The organism is Streptomyces sp. JNUCC 63, assembly GCF_054366325.1.
In genome coordinates, this window is the sequence record NZ_CM135963.1 from 1736109 (window position 1) to 1752656 (window position 16548).

The window sequence follows — 16548 nt, forward strand, 5'->3', positions numbered from 1 at the left end:
CGGATGCGAGACTGACCGTCGGACATCGGGGGTTCGACCACGAATACGGATACGAATACGGAGACGGACGATGGACGAGGCACGGGCGCGGGACGTACTGGCCGTGGCAGGAGTGCTGCCCGGTTCGGGGCGGGACGCACGGCTGCTCGCCCTGGGGGAGAACGCGGTGTTCGCCGCCGGGGACCTCGTCGTGAAGGTGGGCAGCGACGCCGAACTGCTGGAGCGGGCGCGGCGGGAGTTGCGCATCGCGGTGTGGCTGGCCGAGGCCGGGGTGCCCGCGGTGCGGGCCGCCGAGACCGAGGCGGTCCTCGTCGAGGGGCACCCGGTGACCGTGTGGCATCGGCTGCCCGAGCCGGTGCGGCCCACCGAGCCGCGGGACCTGGCCGAGCTGCTGCGCCTCGTCCACGCGCTCCCCGCCCCCGGCTTCGAGCTGCCGCCCCGCGAGCTGCTGGGCGGTGTGGAGCGCTGGCTGCGGCTGGCGGGCGACGTCGTCGACCCGGCCGACGCGGCGTTCCTGCGCGAGCGCCGCGACGGCTTCGCGGCGGCCGCCGCCGCGCTCACCCCCCATCTGCCGCCGGGCCCGATCCACGGCGACGCGCTGACGCGCAATGTGCACGTCGGTCCGGACGGGCCCGTCCTGGTCGACCTGGAGACCTTCTCCGCCGACCTGCGCGAGCACGACCTGGTGGTCATGGCCCTGTCCCGGGACCGCTACGGCCTGCCCGCCGAGGCGTACGACTCCTTCACCGAGACCTACGGCTGGGACGTGAGGGAGTGGGAGGGCTGCCCGGTACTGCGCGGCGCCCGTGAGACGGCCAGCTGCGCCTGGGTCGCCCAGCACGCCCAGGACAACCCCAAGGCGCTGACCGAGTTCGAGCGCCGGGTGGCGTCACTGCGGGACGGGGACCCCACGGTGCGCTGGTATCCCTTCTGATCTCGCCCGCCGGCTCCCGCAGCGGCCTTTGTGGGGGGCAGCTATGCGAGGGCGCCGACGCGGTGGGCGAACGCCCGTACGCCGGGGAGGGTGCGGTCGTGGCGCATGAGGCCGGCGGCCATGGTCCGGACCGAGTCGCGGCGGACCTCCTGGGGTGCCGCGTGCTCGGCGGCGAGCAGGGCTCGGCAGCAGCGGTCGGGTTTGCCCCATTGGTTGAAGGCACGGGCGACGTCGATCCAGTATCGGGCCTGTCGTTCGGTGGTGGGCAGGGCAGCGGCATCGATACGGCGGGCGTGCTCGATGGCTTGGCCTGCGTCGCCGAGCAGGTGGCTGATCGAGACCTGGTGGAGGAGGACCTGACTGGGGCCGAAGACGGTGCCGCGCAGCAGTGCGTCATGGCCAAGTTGACCGGCGGTGGCCTGAGCCTCGGCAATGAGGGCGTGTGCGGTGTGCCGGTCGCCTTGCTTCGCTGCGGTGTAGGCGGCGGTGGCGTACAGGTTGCCCTGGACGGAGAGCCGTTCGGTTGCGCCGGTGGTGCGATCGTCGGTCAGGTGCTGGGCGGCGGTGACGGCGACGTCGGTGGCTCGGGCGTAGTGTCCCTGGCGGCGCCAGGCGGACGAGACCATGCGGTGGGCCTCGGCGACGGTGAGGGCGTCCGCGCCGCCGAGCGCCGCGGCGAGGGCTCGGTCGGCGGTGACGGCGGCCAGGCCGTCTTCGCCGAGCTTGATGCACAGGCGGGTCGCGTCGCTGTAGAGCTCGGCGACCGCGGTTGCCGCCTGCTCCGGATGACCGTCGGCGCCAAGGGCCTGGGCGAGCGCGATCCGGGCCGGAAGTGCGCGGGCGAGGGTGTCGTAGCGGCAGGTGCTGAAGTCCTGCCGGGATGCGTCCACCGCTGCGGTGACGGCTGACGGGGTGGGATCCGAGACGAGGGCTTGGCCGTGCTGCCGATGGAGCAGCAGGTCTTCCAGGCCGGACAGGCTCGGCTTCGCCGGAACGTGGGCGGCGGCTGGAGGGCCGAGGACCGCGCCGGTGGTGGCTCCGGCCAGGGTTGCCAGGAGTTCGCGGCGTCGCACCTGGTCGTCCCCCTCTTCGCCGAACAGGGCCTGTGTGCCCACCCTAATGGCACCGGGCCGGTTCAGCGTTGCTCGCTGGTGTTGCGGCGCGAGACCGAGCAGATGCGGTGGGATGTCCAGACAGTCTGCGAGGCGCTGGAGCAGCAGCACGTCGCGCATCGGCTGCTTGCCACGTTCCATCCGGGACAGGGAAGCGGCGGTATAGCCGACCCGCTTGCCGAGATCGGCGAGCGTGATGTCGGCCGCGCGGCGGGCCAATCGGACGATCGCGCCGGCATCGCGGCGGGCGAGGGCATCACACATGGCTGCCGAGCGCCAGATCGGGTGGATGCTGTCCACGACTCACCTCCTGCCTGGGCTCATAGTCCCGTCAAACCGCCTTTCGGCGCGGAAAGTTGCAAGCCGTTTACGCCGTGTGCAAACCGTGTGCGCACCAGGAGACTGCACCTGCCTTTGCCGGACGAGCTGCGGTGTCCTCGTGAACACGGGCGGCGCGCACCGGAGCGGGCCGCAGGCGATCCCCAAGGAATGAGCAAGATGAAGGAGAACCCGGCTGTCCAGAGCGTATGGGCGTCGGTCACCCACGCGACGCCGCTGAAGCGGGACGCGATGTACGACCATCGCGCGCAGCAGGCCGCCCTGGGCATCGAGGTCCACCACACCGACGGCCGGACCACCGAGTCGGTGCTGGTCCTGACCCCGGACCAGGTGGAGCTCTACGCCATCCAGTTCGAACAGCTCATCGCCAAGCGCGAGCAGGCCCACCAGGCGGGCCGGTGACAGCGCACACCCCACCACGGCATGGAGTTACTGTGCACGACACCCAGGTGAAGGAACTCGCCGGCCGGACCGTGCTGGTCACTGGCGGGGCTGGACTGATCGGCAGCCGGATCGCCGGCTATTTGCGCCAGGTCGGGGCCCGACCGATCTCCCTGTGCATGCTGGACGCCTATCCCCGGCACACCTACCGCGACCTGTTCGGCATCGACCCCTCCGACCCGGGCGTCGTCGTCGGTAACATCCAGAACCCGGGCCTGGTCAAAGAGATGGTGGCCGAGTCCGACTACGTGATCCACGCCGCCGCCCTCGCGGACGTCGCCGCCTGCACCCGCAAGCCCATGGCGGCGATCCACACCAACGTCACCGGCACCCAGGTACTGCTCGACGCGGTAGCCGCCTGCGAGCGGATCCGCCGACTGGCCTTCGTCTCCTCAGCCAGCGTCTACGGCAACGGCAACCCGGATGACTGGGCACGCCCGTGTGAGGAGTACCGGAGCGTGCGGAAGCTGCTGGAAACCGTCTACGGACGGGTGCCGCCGCAGTTCCACGAACACACGCGGCTGCGGCCGATGTCCGTCTACGCCAACACCAAGGCGTGGGGCGAGACCCAGACCGCTCTCACGCTGGGCGCCGTGGGCACCTCGTACACGGTCGTGCGGTACTTCTCCGTCTACGGCGATCCGCAGGTGGTCAAGGAGAACAGCCACTCGTGGGTGGTGGCCTGGTTCGCCACCCGCGCCGCGCTGGGGCTGCCCCTGCACCTCAACGGCGGCGGCCACCAGATCCGCGACCTGGTGCACGTCGACGACATCGCCGCCGCCACGGTCCGTTCCCTCGTTGCGCCGCGGGCGCACAACGAAACGATCAACGTCGGCACCGGCACCCCGACCCGCATCCGCACCGTGGCCGAGCTGGTCGCCGAACAGTACCCGGGAGCCCGGTTCGTGGAGACGCCGATGCCGCCCGGTGACCCGCTCGGCGGCTACGCGGCCACCCACCGCATGGAAGCGGTGCTCGGCTGGCGGCCGACGATCACCGTCGAAGAGGGGGTGGCCCGCTACGCGGACTGGCTGGGCAGGACCCCCGAGGCGATCCCCGCGTGGCTGCGGGCCGAATCCGCAGCCGCCGTCGCCTGATCAGATGACCGGCGGCCGGCCCAGCCGGGTCATCCGCCACACCGTGGACCACCGCATCGGCCGGCGGGGCGGGCACGGGGTGCGCAGGCCCTCGGCGAACCCGCCGCACCAGGCCCGCAGCCCCGCCGCCGACCTGGTGCGGGCCACGGTCACCGCGGTCCAGACGCCCAGGTAGACGGGGACGAGGAGGGCGGGAAGGTGCCTCTTGGCGAGCCAGACCCGGTTGCGGGCGACCATGCGGTGGAAGACCGCGTGCCGGGTCGGCGACGTCCACGGATGCCGGAGCACCAAATCCGGCTCGTAGAGCACCTTCCAGCCCGCGTCCAGCGCCCGCCAGGCCAGGTCCGTCTCCTCGTGCGCGTAGAAGAAAGGCTCCGGCCAGCCGCCGACCTCCTCCAGCATCCGCATGGACAGCCCGTGCCCGCCGCCCAGGAACGTCGTCACCGGCCCGCCCCGCATCGGATCCGCCGCGCGCAGGCGCGGGACGTGACGGCGCTGGGTGCGGCCGCGCTCGTCGGCGATGCGGAAACCGACGACGCCCAGCCGCTCGTCCGCCGCGTACAGCTCCGTAAGCCGGGTGAAGACGTCCGGGCTGATCAGCAGGCCGTCGTCGTCCAGGTCCACCACCACATCGACGTCCCCGAACTCCCGCAGCCGGGCCAGGGCGGCGTTCCGGCCGCCCGAGATCCCCCGGTTCTCCGGCAGCTCCACCCCGGTCACCCCCTCGGGCAGGGGCGGCAGCGGCGAGCCGTTGCCGACGACCACCACCCGCACAGCGGGCGTCTCCTGTCCGGCGACCGACGCAAGAAGGTCGGCCAGCTCGGCGGGCCGCGTGCCCATGGTCAAGATGGCGACGCCTACGCGCGGGTGACGCACGGATGAACTCCCCGTTCCTCGACTCCACCTGAGCCCACGGTCACCGAGCCCCACCCCGCCGAGTGGGGGCTCGGTGCACTCTCTTCCGACCCGACCGCCGGGCCGTTCATAGCCGGCTGGGCCACCCGAGTGGACCTGCGACACAGGTACCACCATGCCCCAGCCCGGAGAACTGGTATCTCTTCCGGTGCCCGAGCTCGCTACCAGCGGTGTTTCATAACCGTGGGCAGTCATGCTCCACCCTCGGACCGTCATGGGGGCGGCCGTCACGCGTCGGCCGCATCGAACGTCCAAGCGGCTCAGCGGCGGCCTCGCCGGTCCTCGTAGTTGACGAAGTAGCTCACAACGACGAGCACGCCGAGAATCCCCAGGCCGAAGGTGCCGAGGATCGTCCAGATTCCCTTCCCGTCCAGCGCAGAGCGCACCCCACCGGCGAGCCCGCCGACGGCGAAGCACATGCCGAAGACGAGAAACCGCGAACCCTGGGGTCTCAGCCAGTGCCGCAGGTCCGGGCGGCGGCGCCCGCGCGTCGGCGGGCCTGCGGAGTGCGTCATTGGTACCTCACCTTTCCTGGCTTCCCCGGAGCGTCCACATGGGTGTCGCCCGGTCCTCTGGGCGCCTGGGGCGTGTAGTAGAAGTCGATCCCCGTCGCGATCACGGCGACCGGCGCGCCGAATATCTTCCCTCCGAACTTGCCGATCGTATTGATGAACGTGGGGCGATGGTGTTTTCCGCGCACGTCGCTCAGGAGCGCGCCCTTGGCGAGGTGCTTACTGGCCTCGCCGCCAGCCGCGGCGGGGGCGCCGCCGATCGCGCCCCGTATCGCGCCGTTGACGTCTCCGTGCAGTGCCGCCTCGCCGCCGTCCATCCAGGAGCGGTAACTGAGGAACTCGGCAATGGGCTTGATGGTACCGCTGCCCCACTTCGCGGGCGGCGTGTACTCCGCCGAATCTGTCTTGGTCCGCTGCGCCTGCCGGGCGTCGGTTCTCGCGTCCTTGAGCGAGCCGTAGTACGTGCTGCTGAACTGGTGCTTGTCCTTGGTGAGTTGCCACAGGCCCCAGGAACAAGTCGAGTCCGCTTCCGCCGCCCGGCTGATGATCGCATCGATGCGCCGCTGCAGAGCGTCGAAGTCGCCCTGAGTCACCACGTACTGGGGGTCCCCGTGGGACATACGCTGGGGCTGGACGCTACGGCTCAGCGTGCCGTCGGCATGGATCGTGATGCCCGCGGGCGGATTCTCGCAGAGATCCCTCAGGTCGTCCCTGGCTGCCTTGATCTTGTCGTGTGCGGAGCTCAGCAGGTTTCCGATGCTCTCCGCTTCGGTGACGGCGTCGGTGAACTCGTCCGCCACCCGGACGACGAACGGTTTGGTGACGCTGGCGTTCTCGCCCTTCCACTCCGTGCCTTGGGCCAGGCTGCGCATGTTCCCGGCCTCTTTGGCGATTTTTTTCAACAGGGCCGCCATGGCGGCCCAGTCGTCGGCCGCCGACTGCAGCGCTGAGAGGTTGACGTGGAGAAGTTCTTCGAAGGTCGGCACTGGTCCCCCTGCCGTTCCTGGCGTCGCCGCCGTCGTTTCCTGGAAGGTTCCGGTCCGCTTCGGAGTCCCTCCACCGGCATGTACCGACCGGACGTCACATGATGGGACCGTCCGTCTTCGGTACGCGGAGCGCGTCGGAGTCCGAGGTGGGTGGCGGCACGTCGAGGTACTCGGAGATCTTGGAAACCTGTATCTGTGTGGCGATGTAGTGATCTTCCTGCCTCGACGACTTCACCGAGTAGTCGAGATGGTTGGAGATCTGGGCGCAGGCGTCGAGCAGCACTTGAAGCTGCCCCTGCCAGCCTTTACTGGCTTTGGCCAGTGCGGCGCCCATGTCGAACCCGTCGTTGTCCAGGCTCTTCGCGGCGGCCTCTGTGTGCGACTGCGCGTGCTTGCCGGCGCTCGACAGGTGCTGGTGCAGCAGGAAGGCGGCGTGCCCGATCTTCCCCATGTCGTCGTATTTGACAATCAGATCCGCGTCACCGGGCGACGGCCCGCCGGGATCGCTGGACACGCTGTTCAGCCGCATCTGTGCCTTCGCCTTCAGCTCCGCCCACTCTTGATCGAACGACATAATTTCACGCCCCCGTTACCGTTGATCAAGCAAGGGTATCCCTGAACGCGCGTCAGAGATTGTCGGGCCTTCGAACTTGATGAGAGTGCGTCGGTGACGGGCGGGCTCGTCGGTCACGCCGTGTGAGCTGGTTGGGGTGCGGGCACCCGGACGCAGAGAGCCCGCGGGCCTTCTTGATCATGGCTGTTCTCTACGCGACCAATCGTGAAAACCCACATGCTTGAACAGTGACGATACCGGGGTCAACGAGGCGTCAACACGGTTTCTGGGGCTGGAGAAGGTGAGTGCGACTCAGGTCAAGGGCGCTGGCGGTTCGACGGTGTACGTGGTCACGAATGAGGAGTCCGCCCGGGCCTGCCCCGTCTGCGGCGTCTTCGCCACCCGGCTGAAGGACTACCACACCACCCGGCCCCGGCACCTGGACTGCGGCGGGCGCCCGGTGAGTATCCACTGACGCAAGGCGCGCTGGGACTGCACCGAACCCGCCTGTAAGCGCGGCTCGTTCACCGAGGCGATACGTACGGTGCCCGCGCGGATGCGCACCACCACCGCCCTGCGCCGGGCGGCGGGGCCGCGGTCTGCGACGGCGGCCGCACATGCCGATCGACGTCCGGTCCGATCAGGATGCGAGCCGGTCCAGTTCCTCGCCGATCACGTCACGCAACGCATCGTGCTGAGGACCGAGCGCATACCGCTTGTCGTTCCACCGCTCCCGCGGATAGAGCCACACCGGCAAGCCCACAAGTTCGGCCGGTTCCCAGTCGAACCGCGGCCACACATGAGCGTGCAGGAACGGGTCGGTGTTTCCCAGAATCTCCAGGTTGACCCGTCGGAATCTCTGATCCAGGCGCTTACAGGCGCGCTCGACGGCCTCGCCCAGTTTGTCCATGTCGGACAGGAACGCGAGCCGCTTGCTCTTGGGAAGTTCCGACAGCCGCTGCACGGCAGGGTCATCCACGAGGAGCACCGAGTATCCCGGAAGGAACTGGACATCCCCGATCACCGCGAATCCCGCCTCCAGCCTGCGGAGCACCGTGGGATTCCCGCCGCGTAGCGCGCTGCCGATCCGGTCCTTCCGCCAGTCATCGGTCATGGCCGGCGACTCTACACACCGCTGAGGATCACTGCCGGGATCCGAAGAGCCGCGCGGGCAGTGGGTGACTGCTGCGATCAGCGGCCATGGGGGACGACAGGCCAGGCCGGCTCGACCGTCGCCTCGGGGTTCGAGGTGCGGCGGAGGTATCTCTGCAACGATGCCGCCTGCTCGACTGCCGCACGAACCTGAAGATCGTGGAGATCCACCGGTTCCGACTCCCCTATGGCCGAGTACTTCTCTCCCATGCGTCGGGCGGCGCGGGCCGCAGCCACTGCGTCCGCAACTGCGTCGTGCGCGTCATCGAGCTGTACGCCGTAGTGCTCACAGAGCGCCCGGAGGTTCCGCTTCCCTTTTCTGTATCGATCCACATACTTGTCCAGGACCAAGGGATCGATGACGGGCGAGATCCGTCCGCACAACCGCTCGACCAGCGGTTTTATCCCATGTCGGCGACACTCGCGGTCGAGCAGCGAGAGGTCGTACCGCGCGTTCATCACCACCAGCGGGGTGCCCGAGCCCAACACCTCGCTGATCGCGGACGTGATCTCTTCGATCGCGGAAGCGGCCGGTTCCCCATGCAGGCGGGCGTGTTCCGTGGAGATGCCGTGGATCGCCGCAGCCTCCTCAGGGATGGGCACTCCTGGATCGAGCAGCCAGGTCCGGACTTCCGGACGTCGCTCGTCGGCGCCCACGGCAACGACCGCCGCGGTGACGATCCGGTCGGTCTCGATATCGGTCCCGGTGGTCTCCAGGTCGAAGGCCACCAGCGGCCCACTGATCCAGCTCATCCGATCACGGCCCCCGTGACGATGCGCGCCTCGCGCGGATCCGTCCCGGTCGTCTCCAGGTCGAAGCCGATCAGCAGCTCCTGGTGCCAGCCCATGGCGGCTCCCCTCCTCGGTGGTGCTTTCCCCCAGTGGTCTCCACGATCGCACGGGCCACTGACAATCCGAGGACCGCGTTCCGCTTTCCGTCCGGTGATCGCGGACGCTTCAGGACACCGGGCGCGAATCCGCCCACATCAGCTCGAACTCCTCGCGGTAGGCGGAGAAGAGCCCGCCCTCGTCGACCTCGTCCGACTTGACCACCTTGCTGCCGTTGCGCAGGACGAACACCGGCGCCTCCATGCCCCGGCTGCGCCGCAGATAGGACTGCACGACCGCGATGCCGTCGGAGCCGTCGCCGTCCACCAGGTAGGCGGTGACGCGGGGGGTCTCGTCGTAGACCTGGATCTCGAAGGCGCCCGGGTCGCGCAGCCGGGAGCGCACCCGCCGCATGTGCAGGATGTTCATCTCCACCGAGCGGCTCAGCTCGCCGCGCTTGAGCCCGAGTTCGCGCTCGCGCCGCTTCACCGCGCTGGAGGCCGGGTTCAGGAACAGCAGCCGCACCCGGGAGCCGGACTCGGCGAGCCGGACCAGGCGGCGGCCGGAGAAGTTCTGCACGAGCAGGTTCAGCCCGATGCCGATGGCGTCCAGGCGGCGGGCGCCGCCGAAGATGTCCTCGGCCGGGAACTGGCGCAGCAGCCGCACCCGGTCCGGATGCACCGCGACCACGTCCGCGTACCGGTCGCCGACCAGGTCCTCCACCGCGTCCACCGGCAGTCGCCGCGCGGAGGGCACGTCACCGCCCGTGCCGAGGATTTCCAACAGCCGTGCGGAGGCGCGCTCGGCCTGGGCCAGCACCGCCTCGGACAGGGCCCGGTTGCGGGAGACGACGTTGCGGGTCACCTCCAGTTCGTCCAGGGCGAGTTCGACGTCCCGGCGCTCGTCGATGTACGGCTCGAAGCACGGCCAGTGCTGCACCATCAGCTCGCGCAGCTGCGGCAGGGTGAGGAAGCTGATCACGTTGTCGTCGGCCGGGTCGAGCAAGTAGCCCTTGCGGCGGCTGACTTCGCGTACCGCGACCGCCCGCTGCACCCACTCCTGGCCGGCCGGTCCGGCCGCGGTCACCACCCAGTCGTCGCCGTGGACGGGTTCGTAGACGGGCCGCAGGACGGCGGCCACGACGGCGCGCAGCCGCTGCTCGACGAGGTTCAGCCAGATGTAGGCCCGGCCGGCCCGCTGGGCGCGCGTACGCACCTCGCGCCAGGCGTCGGCGTCCCAGTCCAGCTCCGGACCGATGGCACCCGCGTCCATCGGCCGGGCCAGGGACACCGCGCCGGGCGGGACGTCTGTGGAGTCCCCCTCGTGACCTCCGTCACCAGGGGGCAGCTCCAGGCCTCCCGAGCCCACCCGCGCACCGCCTTCCGCTCCCCCGGGCACTCCCCGTCCCAACGATCAAGGAAGGGTACTCCGGGAGCGGTGCGCGGTGCAGCCGGATGGACAGCTCGTTTCCCAACTTCCGCACTGTGCATGCCCGTTCTGATCGACCGGGGCTCACGGAGTGAGCGGATTCATAGCCGTGACGTTGACGGTCGGCGCACTCCTGTGCGTAGATCTTCACCCTTTCCCCATGGGTCACGGGAGTACCCGAATGCCCCACCCGCAAGAGCGAGCCAGGTCATTGGGTGGGTGTCTCACTTTCGGGGAGACTCGGGTCCAAGGGACCACCAGCGGCGCCGCACACCTGAAAGAGTCGTATCCATGCAGGTCTGGCCTGGAGAGGCGTATCCACTCGGTGCCACGTACGACGGCGCCGGCACCAATTTCGCGGTCTTCACGGAGGCCGCGGACCGAGTAGAGCTGTGTCTGCTGCACGACGACGGCTCGGAGACAGCGGTGGAGCTGCGGGAGAGCGACGCGTTCGTCCGGCACGCGTACGTGCCCGGCGTCATGCCGGGGCAGCGGTACGGGTTCCGGGTGCACGGCCCGTACGCCCCGGAGCGCGGGCTGCTCTGCAACTCCGCGAAGCTGCTGCTCGACCCGTACGCGCGTGCGATCGGCGGCTCGATCCGGTGGGGGGAGGAGGTGTACGGCTACCACTTCGACGACCCCGGCCGGCGCAACGACCTGGACTCGGCGCCGCACACCATGACCTCGGTCGTGGTGAACCCGTACTTCGACTGGGGTGACGACCGGCCGCCCCGGCGCGGCTACCACGAGACGGTGATCTACGAGGCCCACGTCAAGGGCCTCACCATGCGGCACCCGGGGCTGCCCGAGGAGCTGCGCGGCACCTACGCGGCGCTCGCCCATCCGGCGATCATCGAGCACCTGACCGAGCTGGGTGTCACCGCGCTGGAGCTGATGCCCGTACACCAGTTCGTGAACGACCACCGTCTGGTGGACATGGGCCTGAACAACTACTGGGGCTACAACACGATCGGCTTCTTCGCCCCGCACAACGCCTACGCCTCCTGGGGCGACCGCGGCCAGCAGGTGCTGGAGTTCAAGTCGGCGGTCCGCGCGCTGCACGAGGCCGGGATCGAGGTCATCCTCGACGTCGTCTACAACCACACCGCCGAGGGCAACCACCTGGGGCCGACGCTGTCCTTCAAGGGCATCGACAACCCCCGCTACTACCGGCTCACCGACGACCCGCGCTACTACATGGACACCACGGGCACCGGGAACTCCCTGCTCATGCGGTCCCCGCACGTGCTCCAGCTGATCATGGACTCGCTGCGGTACTGGGTCACCGAGATGCACGTCGACGGCTTCCGCTTCGACCTGGCGGCGACCCTGGCCCGGCAGTTCCACGAGGTGGACCGGCTGTCGTCGTTCTTCGACCTGGTGCAGCAGGACCCGGTGGTCTCCCAGGTGAAGCTGATCGCCGAGCCCTGGGACGTGGGCGAGGGCGGCTACCAGGTGGGGAACTTCCCGCCGCTGTGGACCGAGTGGAACGGCAAGTACCGCGACACCGTCCGGGACCTGTGGCGGGGCGAGCCGCGGGCGCTCGCGGAGTTCGCCTCCCGGCTGACCGGCTCCTCCGACCTCTACCAGGACGACGGCCGCCGCCCGCTGGCCTCGATCAACTTCGTCACCTGCCACGACGGCTTCACCCTGCACGACCTGGTGTCGTACAACGACAAGCACAACGAGGCCAACGGCGAGGACAACCGGGACGGCGAGAGCCACAACCGGTCCTGGAACTGCGGGGTGGAGGGCGAGACCGACGACCCCGACGTGCTCGGGCTGCGGGCCCGGCAGATGCGCAACTTCGCCGCGACGCTGATGCTGTCCCAGGGCGTGCCCATGATCAGCCACGGCGACGAGTTCGCCCGCACCCAGCGGGGCAACAACAACGCCTACTGCCAGGACAACGAGCTCGCCTGGGTGCGCTGGCCGGAGTCCGGCGAGCCGGAGCCGGGCGGCGAGCTGCCGGCCTTCGTACGGGCGATGGCGGCGCTGCGCCGGGACCACCCGGTGTTCCGCCGGCGCCGCTTCTTCCACGGGCGGCCGGTGGAGGGTACTCACGACGATCTGTCCGACATCGCCTGGTTCACCCCCGAGGGCCGGGAGATGACCCAGCAGGACTGGGACTCGGCGCGGGCCTCCGCGCTGACCGTCTTCCTCAACGGCAACGCGATCTCGGAGCCCGGCACGCGCGGGGAGCGGATCACCGACGACTCCTTCCTGCTGATGTTCAACGCCGCGCCGAAGCCGCTCGACTTCGTCGTGCCGGTCGATCACGGGCGGCAGTGGCAGGTGGTGGTCGACACGGCCCGCACGGATCCGGTCCCGCCCGGCACCGGCCCGAAGGTACGGGCCGGGGACCGGCTGACGCTGACGGACCGCAGCCTGACCGTGCTCCAGCGGCCGGCGTAGGGCTCGACGCCCCGTTCGGGCGAGGGCACGCCTCGGCGTGGGCGCCCGCCCGGGTGGGGCCGGGAACACCTGGCGGACGGGTGACACGAAAGGCGGCCGGGCGGGTACGTAGCTTTCCATGACCTCCGAGCGCCCCGCACCCGTCCGTCCTGTGCCCACGGCCACCTACCGGCTCCAGCTCCAGCCCGGGTTCCCGTTCGCGGCCGCCGCGCGGGCCGTGCCGTACCTGGCGTCGCTCGGCGTCTCGCACCTGCACCTGTCCCCCGTCCTGCAGGCCGTGCCGGGTTCCCCGCACGGCTACGACGTCGTGGACCACGCGCGCGTGCGTGACGAGCTCGGCGGCGAGGAGGGCCTGCGGGCGCTGTCGCGCACCGCGCGGGAGCACGGGCTCGGCCTGGTCGTGGACATCGTGCCCAACCACATGGCCATGGCGCCGCGGCACAACCGCGCCCTGTGGGAGGTGCTGCGGGAGGGGCCGGCGTCACCGTACGCGCGCTGGTTCGACATCGACTGGGAGGCCCAGGGCGGCAAGGTGCTGCTGCCGGTGCTCGGCCGGCCGGTCGGCAAGGAGACCGGCGAGCTGAAGGTGGACGGCGACGTCCTGCGCTACTACGACCACGCCTTCCCGCTGCGCGAGGGCACCGGGAAGCTGCCCCTGCCGGAGCTGCTGGACGCGCAGTGGTACCGGCCGGTGTGGTGGCGGCTGGCCCGTACGGAACTGAACTACCGGCGCTTCTTCAGCATCTCGGAGCTGATCGGGGTGCGGGTGGAGGACCCGGAGGTGTTCGGGGCGACCCACGCCAAGATCCTGCGGCTGCTGCGCGAGGGCGTGATCGACGGGCTGCGGATCGACCACCCCGACGGGCTCGCCGACCCGGACGGCTATCTCGAACAATTGCACGAGGCGACGGGCGGGTGCTGGACGGTGGTGGAGAAGATCCTCTCCGACGGCGAGCACCTTCCGGCGGCCTGGCCGGTCGCCGGCACCACCGGCTACGACGCCCTGCGGCACGTCGACGGCCTGTTCACCGACCCGGCGGGGGCGGACGGGCTGCTCGGCCGGTACCGGCGGTTCGCCGCCCCGCAGACCGACCGCGGCGGCGACTGGGAGGCGACGGTGCGGCGGGCGGCGTACAAGGTGATCACCCATGAGCTGGCCGCCGAGACGGAGCGGCTGACCCGGGTGGCGAACCGGGTGTGCACCACCTCGCCGGACCCGGCGCTGCGCGACCGCGCCCCCTGGGCGCTGCGCACCGCGCTGCAGGAGCTGCTGGTCCGCCTCAGGGTCTACCGGCCGTACGCCTCCGTGGACCCCGCCTCGGTGGTCACCGAGGCGGCCGCCGAGGAGGCCCGGCTCGCGTTCGCGGTGCCGGAGGAGGGCGAGGCCGTCGACGTCGCACGGGACCTGGTGATCGGGCGGGCCGGGGACGGGCCCGACGCCGTGGAGCTGCGGACCCGGTTCGCGCAGGCCGCCTCCGCGCTGCGCGCCAAGTCCGTGGAGGACACCGCGTACTACCGGTACGTGCCGCTGCTGTCGGCCAACGAGGTCGGCGGCGACCCGGGGCATCCGGCGGTGTCCCCGGAGGACTTCCACGCGTACTGCGCGCGCGTGCAGCGCGACTGGCCGGCCACCGGGACGGTGGTCTCCACGCACGACACCAAGCGCAGCGCCGACGTACGGGCGGCGCTGGCGGTGCTGACCGAGTGCCCGGAGCGCTGGGCGGAGGTGCTGGCCGAGGTGTCCGGTGGAGGGGAGGGCGCTCCGGACGCCCAACTGGCGTGGGCGGCCTGGCAGACGGTGTTCGGTCTCGGCCCGGCGGATGGGGAGCGGGATGGGGAACAGGACGGGGAACGGTACGGCGAACGGGTGCGGCAGGCTCTGCTGAAGCATGTGCGCGAGGCGGGCCTCCGCACCAGCTGGACGGAGCAGGAGCCGCCCTACGAGGAGGCGGTGGAGCGCTTCGTCACCGAGGGCCCGTGCGGGGCGCCGGCCGAGCGGATGGCCGCCCTCCGGAGCGTGCTGGAGCCGCACATCCGGGCGAACGTCCTGGGGACGGCCCTGGTGCACCTGACGATGCCGGGCGTGCCGGACGTCTACCAGGGCACCGAGGGCGAGTATCGGGCGCTGGTGGACCCGGACAACCGGCGGCCGGCGCGGTTCCCTCCCGTCGACGCGGGCGAGAAGGGGGCGGTGACGGTCGCGGCGCTGCGGTTGCGCGCGCGTCGGCCGGAGGTCTTCGGCGAGACGGCGACGTATGCCTCGTTGTTCGCCGAGGGACCGGCGGCGGACCACTGCGCGGCGTTCGTCCGCTCCGGAGAGGTGGTCACCGCCGTGACCCGGCTGTCGCTGAGGCTGGCGGAGGCGGGCGGCTGGCGCGGCACCCGGCTGCCTCTGCCGCCGGGCCGGTGGGCGGACGTGGTGACGCCGGGGCGGGAGTTCGAGGGACACGCGCGCGTGGAGCAGCTCTTCGAACGGCTTCCGGTGGCGCTGCTGGAGCGGGTCGCTTGACAGGCCGGACAGTCCGTGGGGTACTGCGAAATGCCAAGCAGGGCGGACAGGTCGGGGGTGAGTCTCCTTGCTGGAGCCGCGCTACCCGAGCGTTCCCGAACTGGTCGCCTCCGCACGTGCGTTGGCCGCGTACCGGCCGGGCCTGTGCGTCCTGAAGGAGGTCGGACTCTCACGCGCGGGCAGGCCGCTGCACCTGCTGTCCGTCGGGCACGCGCGGCGTGCCGTGCTGGTGGTCGCCGGCGCCCACGCCAACGAGCCCACCGGAGGCTCCACCCTCCTCGCCCTCGCCCACCGCGTGCTACGTGAACCGCCGTTGCGGGCGGGCACCTCCTGGCACTTCCTGCTCTGCGCGGACCCGGACGGGGCGAGTCTGCACGTCACCCCGGCTCCGCACAGCCTGCTCGACTACCACCTCGGCTTCTTCCGGCCGGCCGGACCCGAACAGCCGGAGTGGTCGCCCTCCGTACTGCCGCCCGACCGGCTGCCGCCCGAAACACGTGCGCTGACCGGCGTCATCGACGCGCTGCGGCCCTACCTCCAGGTGACGCTGCACGGCACCGATCTGGGCGGCAGCTGGGTGCAGTTGACGAGGGACGTGCCGGGGCTGGCGGAGCCGTTCGGCAAGTCGGCGGCCCAGCTCCACATCCCCGTGGAGACGGGCGCCTCCGACGCGGCGGGCTGGCCCGTCTCCGGCCCCGGGGTGCGGGTGATGCCGGCACCCGGCTCGGGCCTGGCGTATCCGAGCCTGCCGGACGACGCCCGGCACAGCACCTGGTACCACGCGCACCGCTACGGCGGCATGACCGCGGTCGTGGAGGTGCCGATGTGGGCGAGCGACCTGGTGGACGATCCGGCCCCCCATCCCGCCCCGGCGGCGGCGATACGGCGGCTGGCGCACCGGCTGCTGCGGGACGCGCACGAGGTGGAACTGGTCCTCGCCGACGCGCTGCCCCGCCTGCACGGCGCCGACGGGCCGCTGCTGCGGGCGGCGAAGTGGGGGCTGAGCCTGGTACCGGGGCTGGCCGCCGACTGGATCCACACTCCGCCGGCCGACACGACGATGGCGTACGTCGGCAGCGTGGACGCGTTCGGCCGCCGCCTGCCGCTGCGGGCCGCGGCGATGCTGCTGCGGGTGCTGCGCGAGGCCGACGACCGTGCCGCGCCGGAGCTGGAACGGCTCGTGACGGTGTGGAGCGAGGCGTTCGCGGAGCGGTTTCGGGCGCGGTGGGTGCCGTTGGAGCATCAGGTCGAGCACCAGAGTCGGACTGTGGTGGCGGTGGTGCTTCAGGCGCGGGTTTGATGGCTCGGTCGCCTGCGGGTGCTGGAA

At 70.9% G+C, this 16548-nt stretch carries 15 protein-coding genes and 1 pseudogene; 7 read left to right on the forward strand and 9 right to left on the reverse strand.

The features are described 5' to 3' along the window. Positions 1-70 precede the first annotated feature (70 nt). Positions 71-934: a phosphotransferase enzyme family protein gene (locus tag ACX25U_RS07840; RefSeq protein WP_454389959.1), complete on the forward strand. Its 864-nt coding sequence runs from the start codon at positions 71-73 to the stop codon at positions 932-934. A 41-nt stretch (positions 935-975) separates the two neighbouring features. Here ACX25U_RS07840 and ACX25U_RS07845 read toward each other — a convergent pair whose 3' ends face one another. Continuing rightward, positions 976-2346 carry a helix-turn-helix domain-containing protein gene (locus ACX25U_RS07845; RefSeq protein ID WP_454389961.1) on the reverse strand — a complete coding sequence of 457 codons (1371 nt, stop codon included), beginning with the start codon at positions 2344-2346 and terminating at the stop codon, positions 976-978. Positions 2347-2535: 189 nt separating this feature from the next. Between ACX25U_RS07845 and ACX25U_RS07850 the strand changes: the two genes are divergently transcribed. Further along, positions 2536-2787 carry a hypothetical protein gene (locus ACX25U_RS07850; protein ID WP_454389963.1) on the forward strand — a complete coding sequence of 84 codons (252 nt, stop codon included), beginning with the start codon at positions 2536-2538 and terminating at the stop codon, positions 2785-2787. A 32-nt stretch (positions 2788-2819) separates the two neighbouring features. Next, entirely contained in the window at positions 2820-3923 is a 1104-nt protein-coding gene (locus ACX25U_RS07855; RefSeq protein WP_454389965.1) for an NAD-dependent epimerase/dehydratase family protein, read from the forward strand. On the opposite strand, the gene ACX25U_RS07860 is transcribed toward ACX25U_RS07855, so the two are convergent. The 4 genes from ACX25U_RS07860 to ACX25U_RS07875 all read right to left on the reverse strand — a co-directional run bounded on the left by ACX25U_RS07860 (position 3924) and on the right by ACX25U_RS07875 (position 6910). Next, complete coding sequence (locus tag ACX25U_RS07860; RefSeq protein WP_454389967.1) at positions 3924-4799, reverse strand: glycosyltransferase family 2 protein; 876 nt, start codon at positions 4797-4799, stop codon at positions 3924-3926. It abuts the gene before it with no gap. Positions 4800-5098: 299 nt separating this feature from the next. After that, complete coding sequence (locus ACX25U_RS07865; protein ID WP_454389969.1) at positions 5099-5353, reverse strand: hypothetical protein; 255 nt, start codon at positions 5351-5353, stop codon at positions 5099-5101. Beyond that, positions 5350-6336, reverse strand: a complete 987-nt coding sequence (locus ACX25U_RS07870) for a hypothetical protein (RefSeq protein ID WP_454389971.1) — start codon at positions 6334-6336, stop codon at positions 5350-5352. Before ACX25U_RS07870 ends, ACX25U_RS07865 begins: the two co-directional genes overlap by 4 nt. Positions 6337-6430: 94 nt before the next feature. Next, positions 6431-6910 (reverse strand): hypothetical protein, encoded by a 480-nt coding sequence (locus ACX25U_RS07875; protein WP_454389973.1) that lies wholly within the window; start codon positions 6908-6910, stop codon positions 6431-6433. Between the two features lie 280 nt (positions 6911-7190). Here ACX25U_RS07875 and ACX25U_RS07880 point away from each other — a divergent pair, with 280 nt between their 5' ends. Further along, entirely contained in the window at positions 7191-7364 is a 174-nt protein-coding gene (locus tag ACX25U_RS07880) for a transposase family protein (RefSeq protein WP_454389975.1), read from the forward strand. A gap of 165 nt (positions 7365-7529) precedes the next feature. On the opposite strand, the gene ACX25U_RS07885 is transcribed toward ACX25U_RS07880, so the two are convergent. From ACX25U_RS07885 to ACX25U_RS07900, 4 genes and pseudogenes are all read right to left on the reverse strand, one after another. Continuing rightward, entirely contained in the window at positions 7530-8003 is a 474-nt protein-coding gene (locus ACX25U_RS07885; RefSeq protein ID WP_454389977.1) for an HIT family protein, read from the reverse strand. Between the two features lie 77 nt (positions 8004-8080). Then, positions 8081-8794, reverse strand: a complete 714-nt coding sequence (locus tag ACX25U_RS07890) for an exonuclease domain-containing protein (RefSeq protein ID WP_454389979.1) — start codon at positions 8792-8794, stop codon at positions 8081-8083. A 2-nt stretch (positions 8795-8796) separates the two neighbouring features. Continuing rightward, positions 8797-8889, reverse strand: a pseudogene (locus ACX25U_RS07895) (3'-5' exonuclease); the annotation flags it as partial. A 109-nt stretch (positions 8890-8998) separates the two neighbouring features. After that, positions 8999-10237: an SAV2148 family HEPN domain-containing protein gene (locus tag ACX25U_RS07900; RefSeq protein ID WP_454389981.1), complete on the reverse strand. Its 1239-nt coding sequence runs from the start codon at positions 10235-10237 to the stop codon at positions 8999-9001. A 351-nt stretch (positions 10238-10588) separates the two neighbouring features. Between ACX25U_RS07900 and glgX the strand changes: the two genes are divergently transcribed. The 3 genes from glgX (at position 10589) to ACX25U_RS07915 (ending at position 16521) form a co-directional block, all read left to right on the forward strand. Beyond that, on the forward strand, positions 10589-12712 hold the full coding sequence (glgX, locus tag ACX25U_RS07905) for a glycogen debranching protein GlgX (RefSeq protein WP_454389983.1): 2124 nt from the start codon (positions 10589-10591) through the stop codon (positions 12710-12712). 118 nt (positions 12713-12830) lie between these two features. Then, complete coding sequence (treY, locus tag ACX25U_RS07910; protein WP_454389985.1) at positions 12831-15221, forward strand: malto-oligosyltrehalose synthase; 2391 nt, start codon at positions 12831-12833, stop codon at positions 15219-15221. Positions 15222-15288: 67 nt separating this feature from the next. After that, positions 15289-16521, forward strand: coding sequence for a M14 family zinc carboxypeptidase (locus ACX25U_RS07915; protein WP_454389987.1), 1233 nt, complete (start codon positions 15289-15291; stop codon positions 16519-16521). The last annotated feature ends 27 nt before the right edge of the window (positions 16522-16548 follow it).

Bases quoted from the DNA above. Each gene is read 5' to 3' on its own strand.
- ACX25U_RS07875 (WP_454389973.1), bottom strand. From the start codon at position 6,910: ATGTCGTTCGATCAAGAGTGGGCGGAGCTGAAGGCGAAGGCACAGATG.
- ACX25U_RS07890 (WP_454389979.1), bottom strand. From the start codon at position 8,794: ATGAGCTGGATCAGTGGGCCGCTGGTGGCCTTCGACCTGGAGACCACC.
- treY (WP_454389985.1), top strand. From the start codon at position 12,831: ATGACCTCCGAGCGCCCCGCACCCGTCCGTCCTGTGCCCACGGCCACC.
- ACX25U_RS07850 (WP_454389963.1), top strand. From the start codon at position 2,536: ATGAGCAAGATGAAGGAGAACCCGGCTGTCCAGAGCGTATGGGCGTCG.
- glgX (WP_454389983.1), top strand. From the start codon at position 10,589: ATGCAGGTCTGGCCTGGAGAGGCGTATCCACTCGGTGCCACGTACGAC.
- ACX25U_RS07865 (WP_454389969.1), bottom strand. From the start codon at position 5,353: ATGACGCACTCCGCAGGCCCGCCGACGCGCGGGCGCCGCCGCCCGGAC.
- ACX25U_RS07840 (WP_454389959.1), top strand. From the start codon at position 71: ATGGACGAGGCACGGGCGCGGGACGTACTGGCCGTGGCAGGAGTGCTG.
- ACX25U_RS07885 (WP_454389977.1), bottom strand. From the start codon at position 8,003: ATGACCGATGACTGGCGGAAGGACCGGATCGGCAGCGCGCTACGCGGC.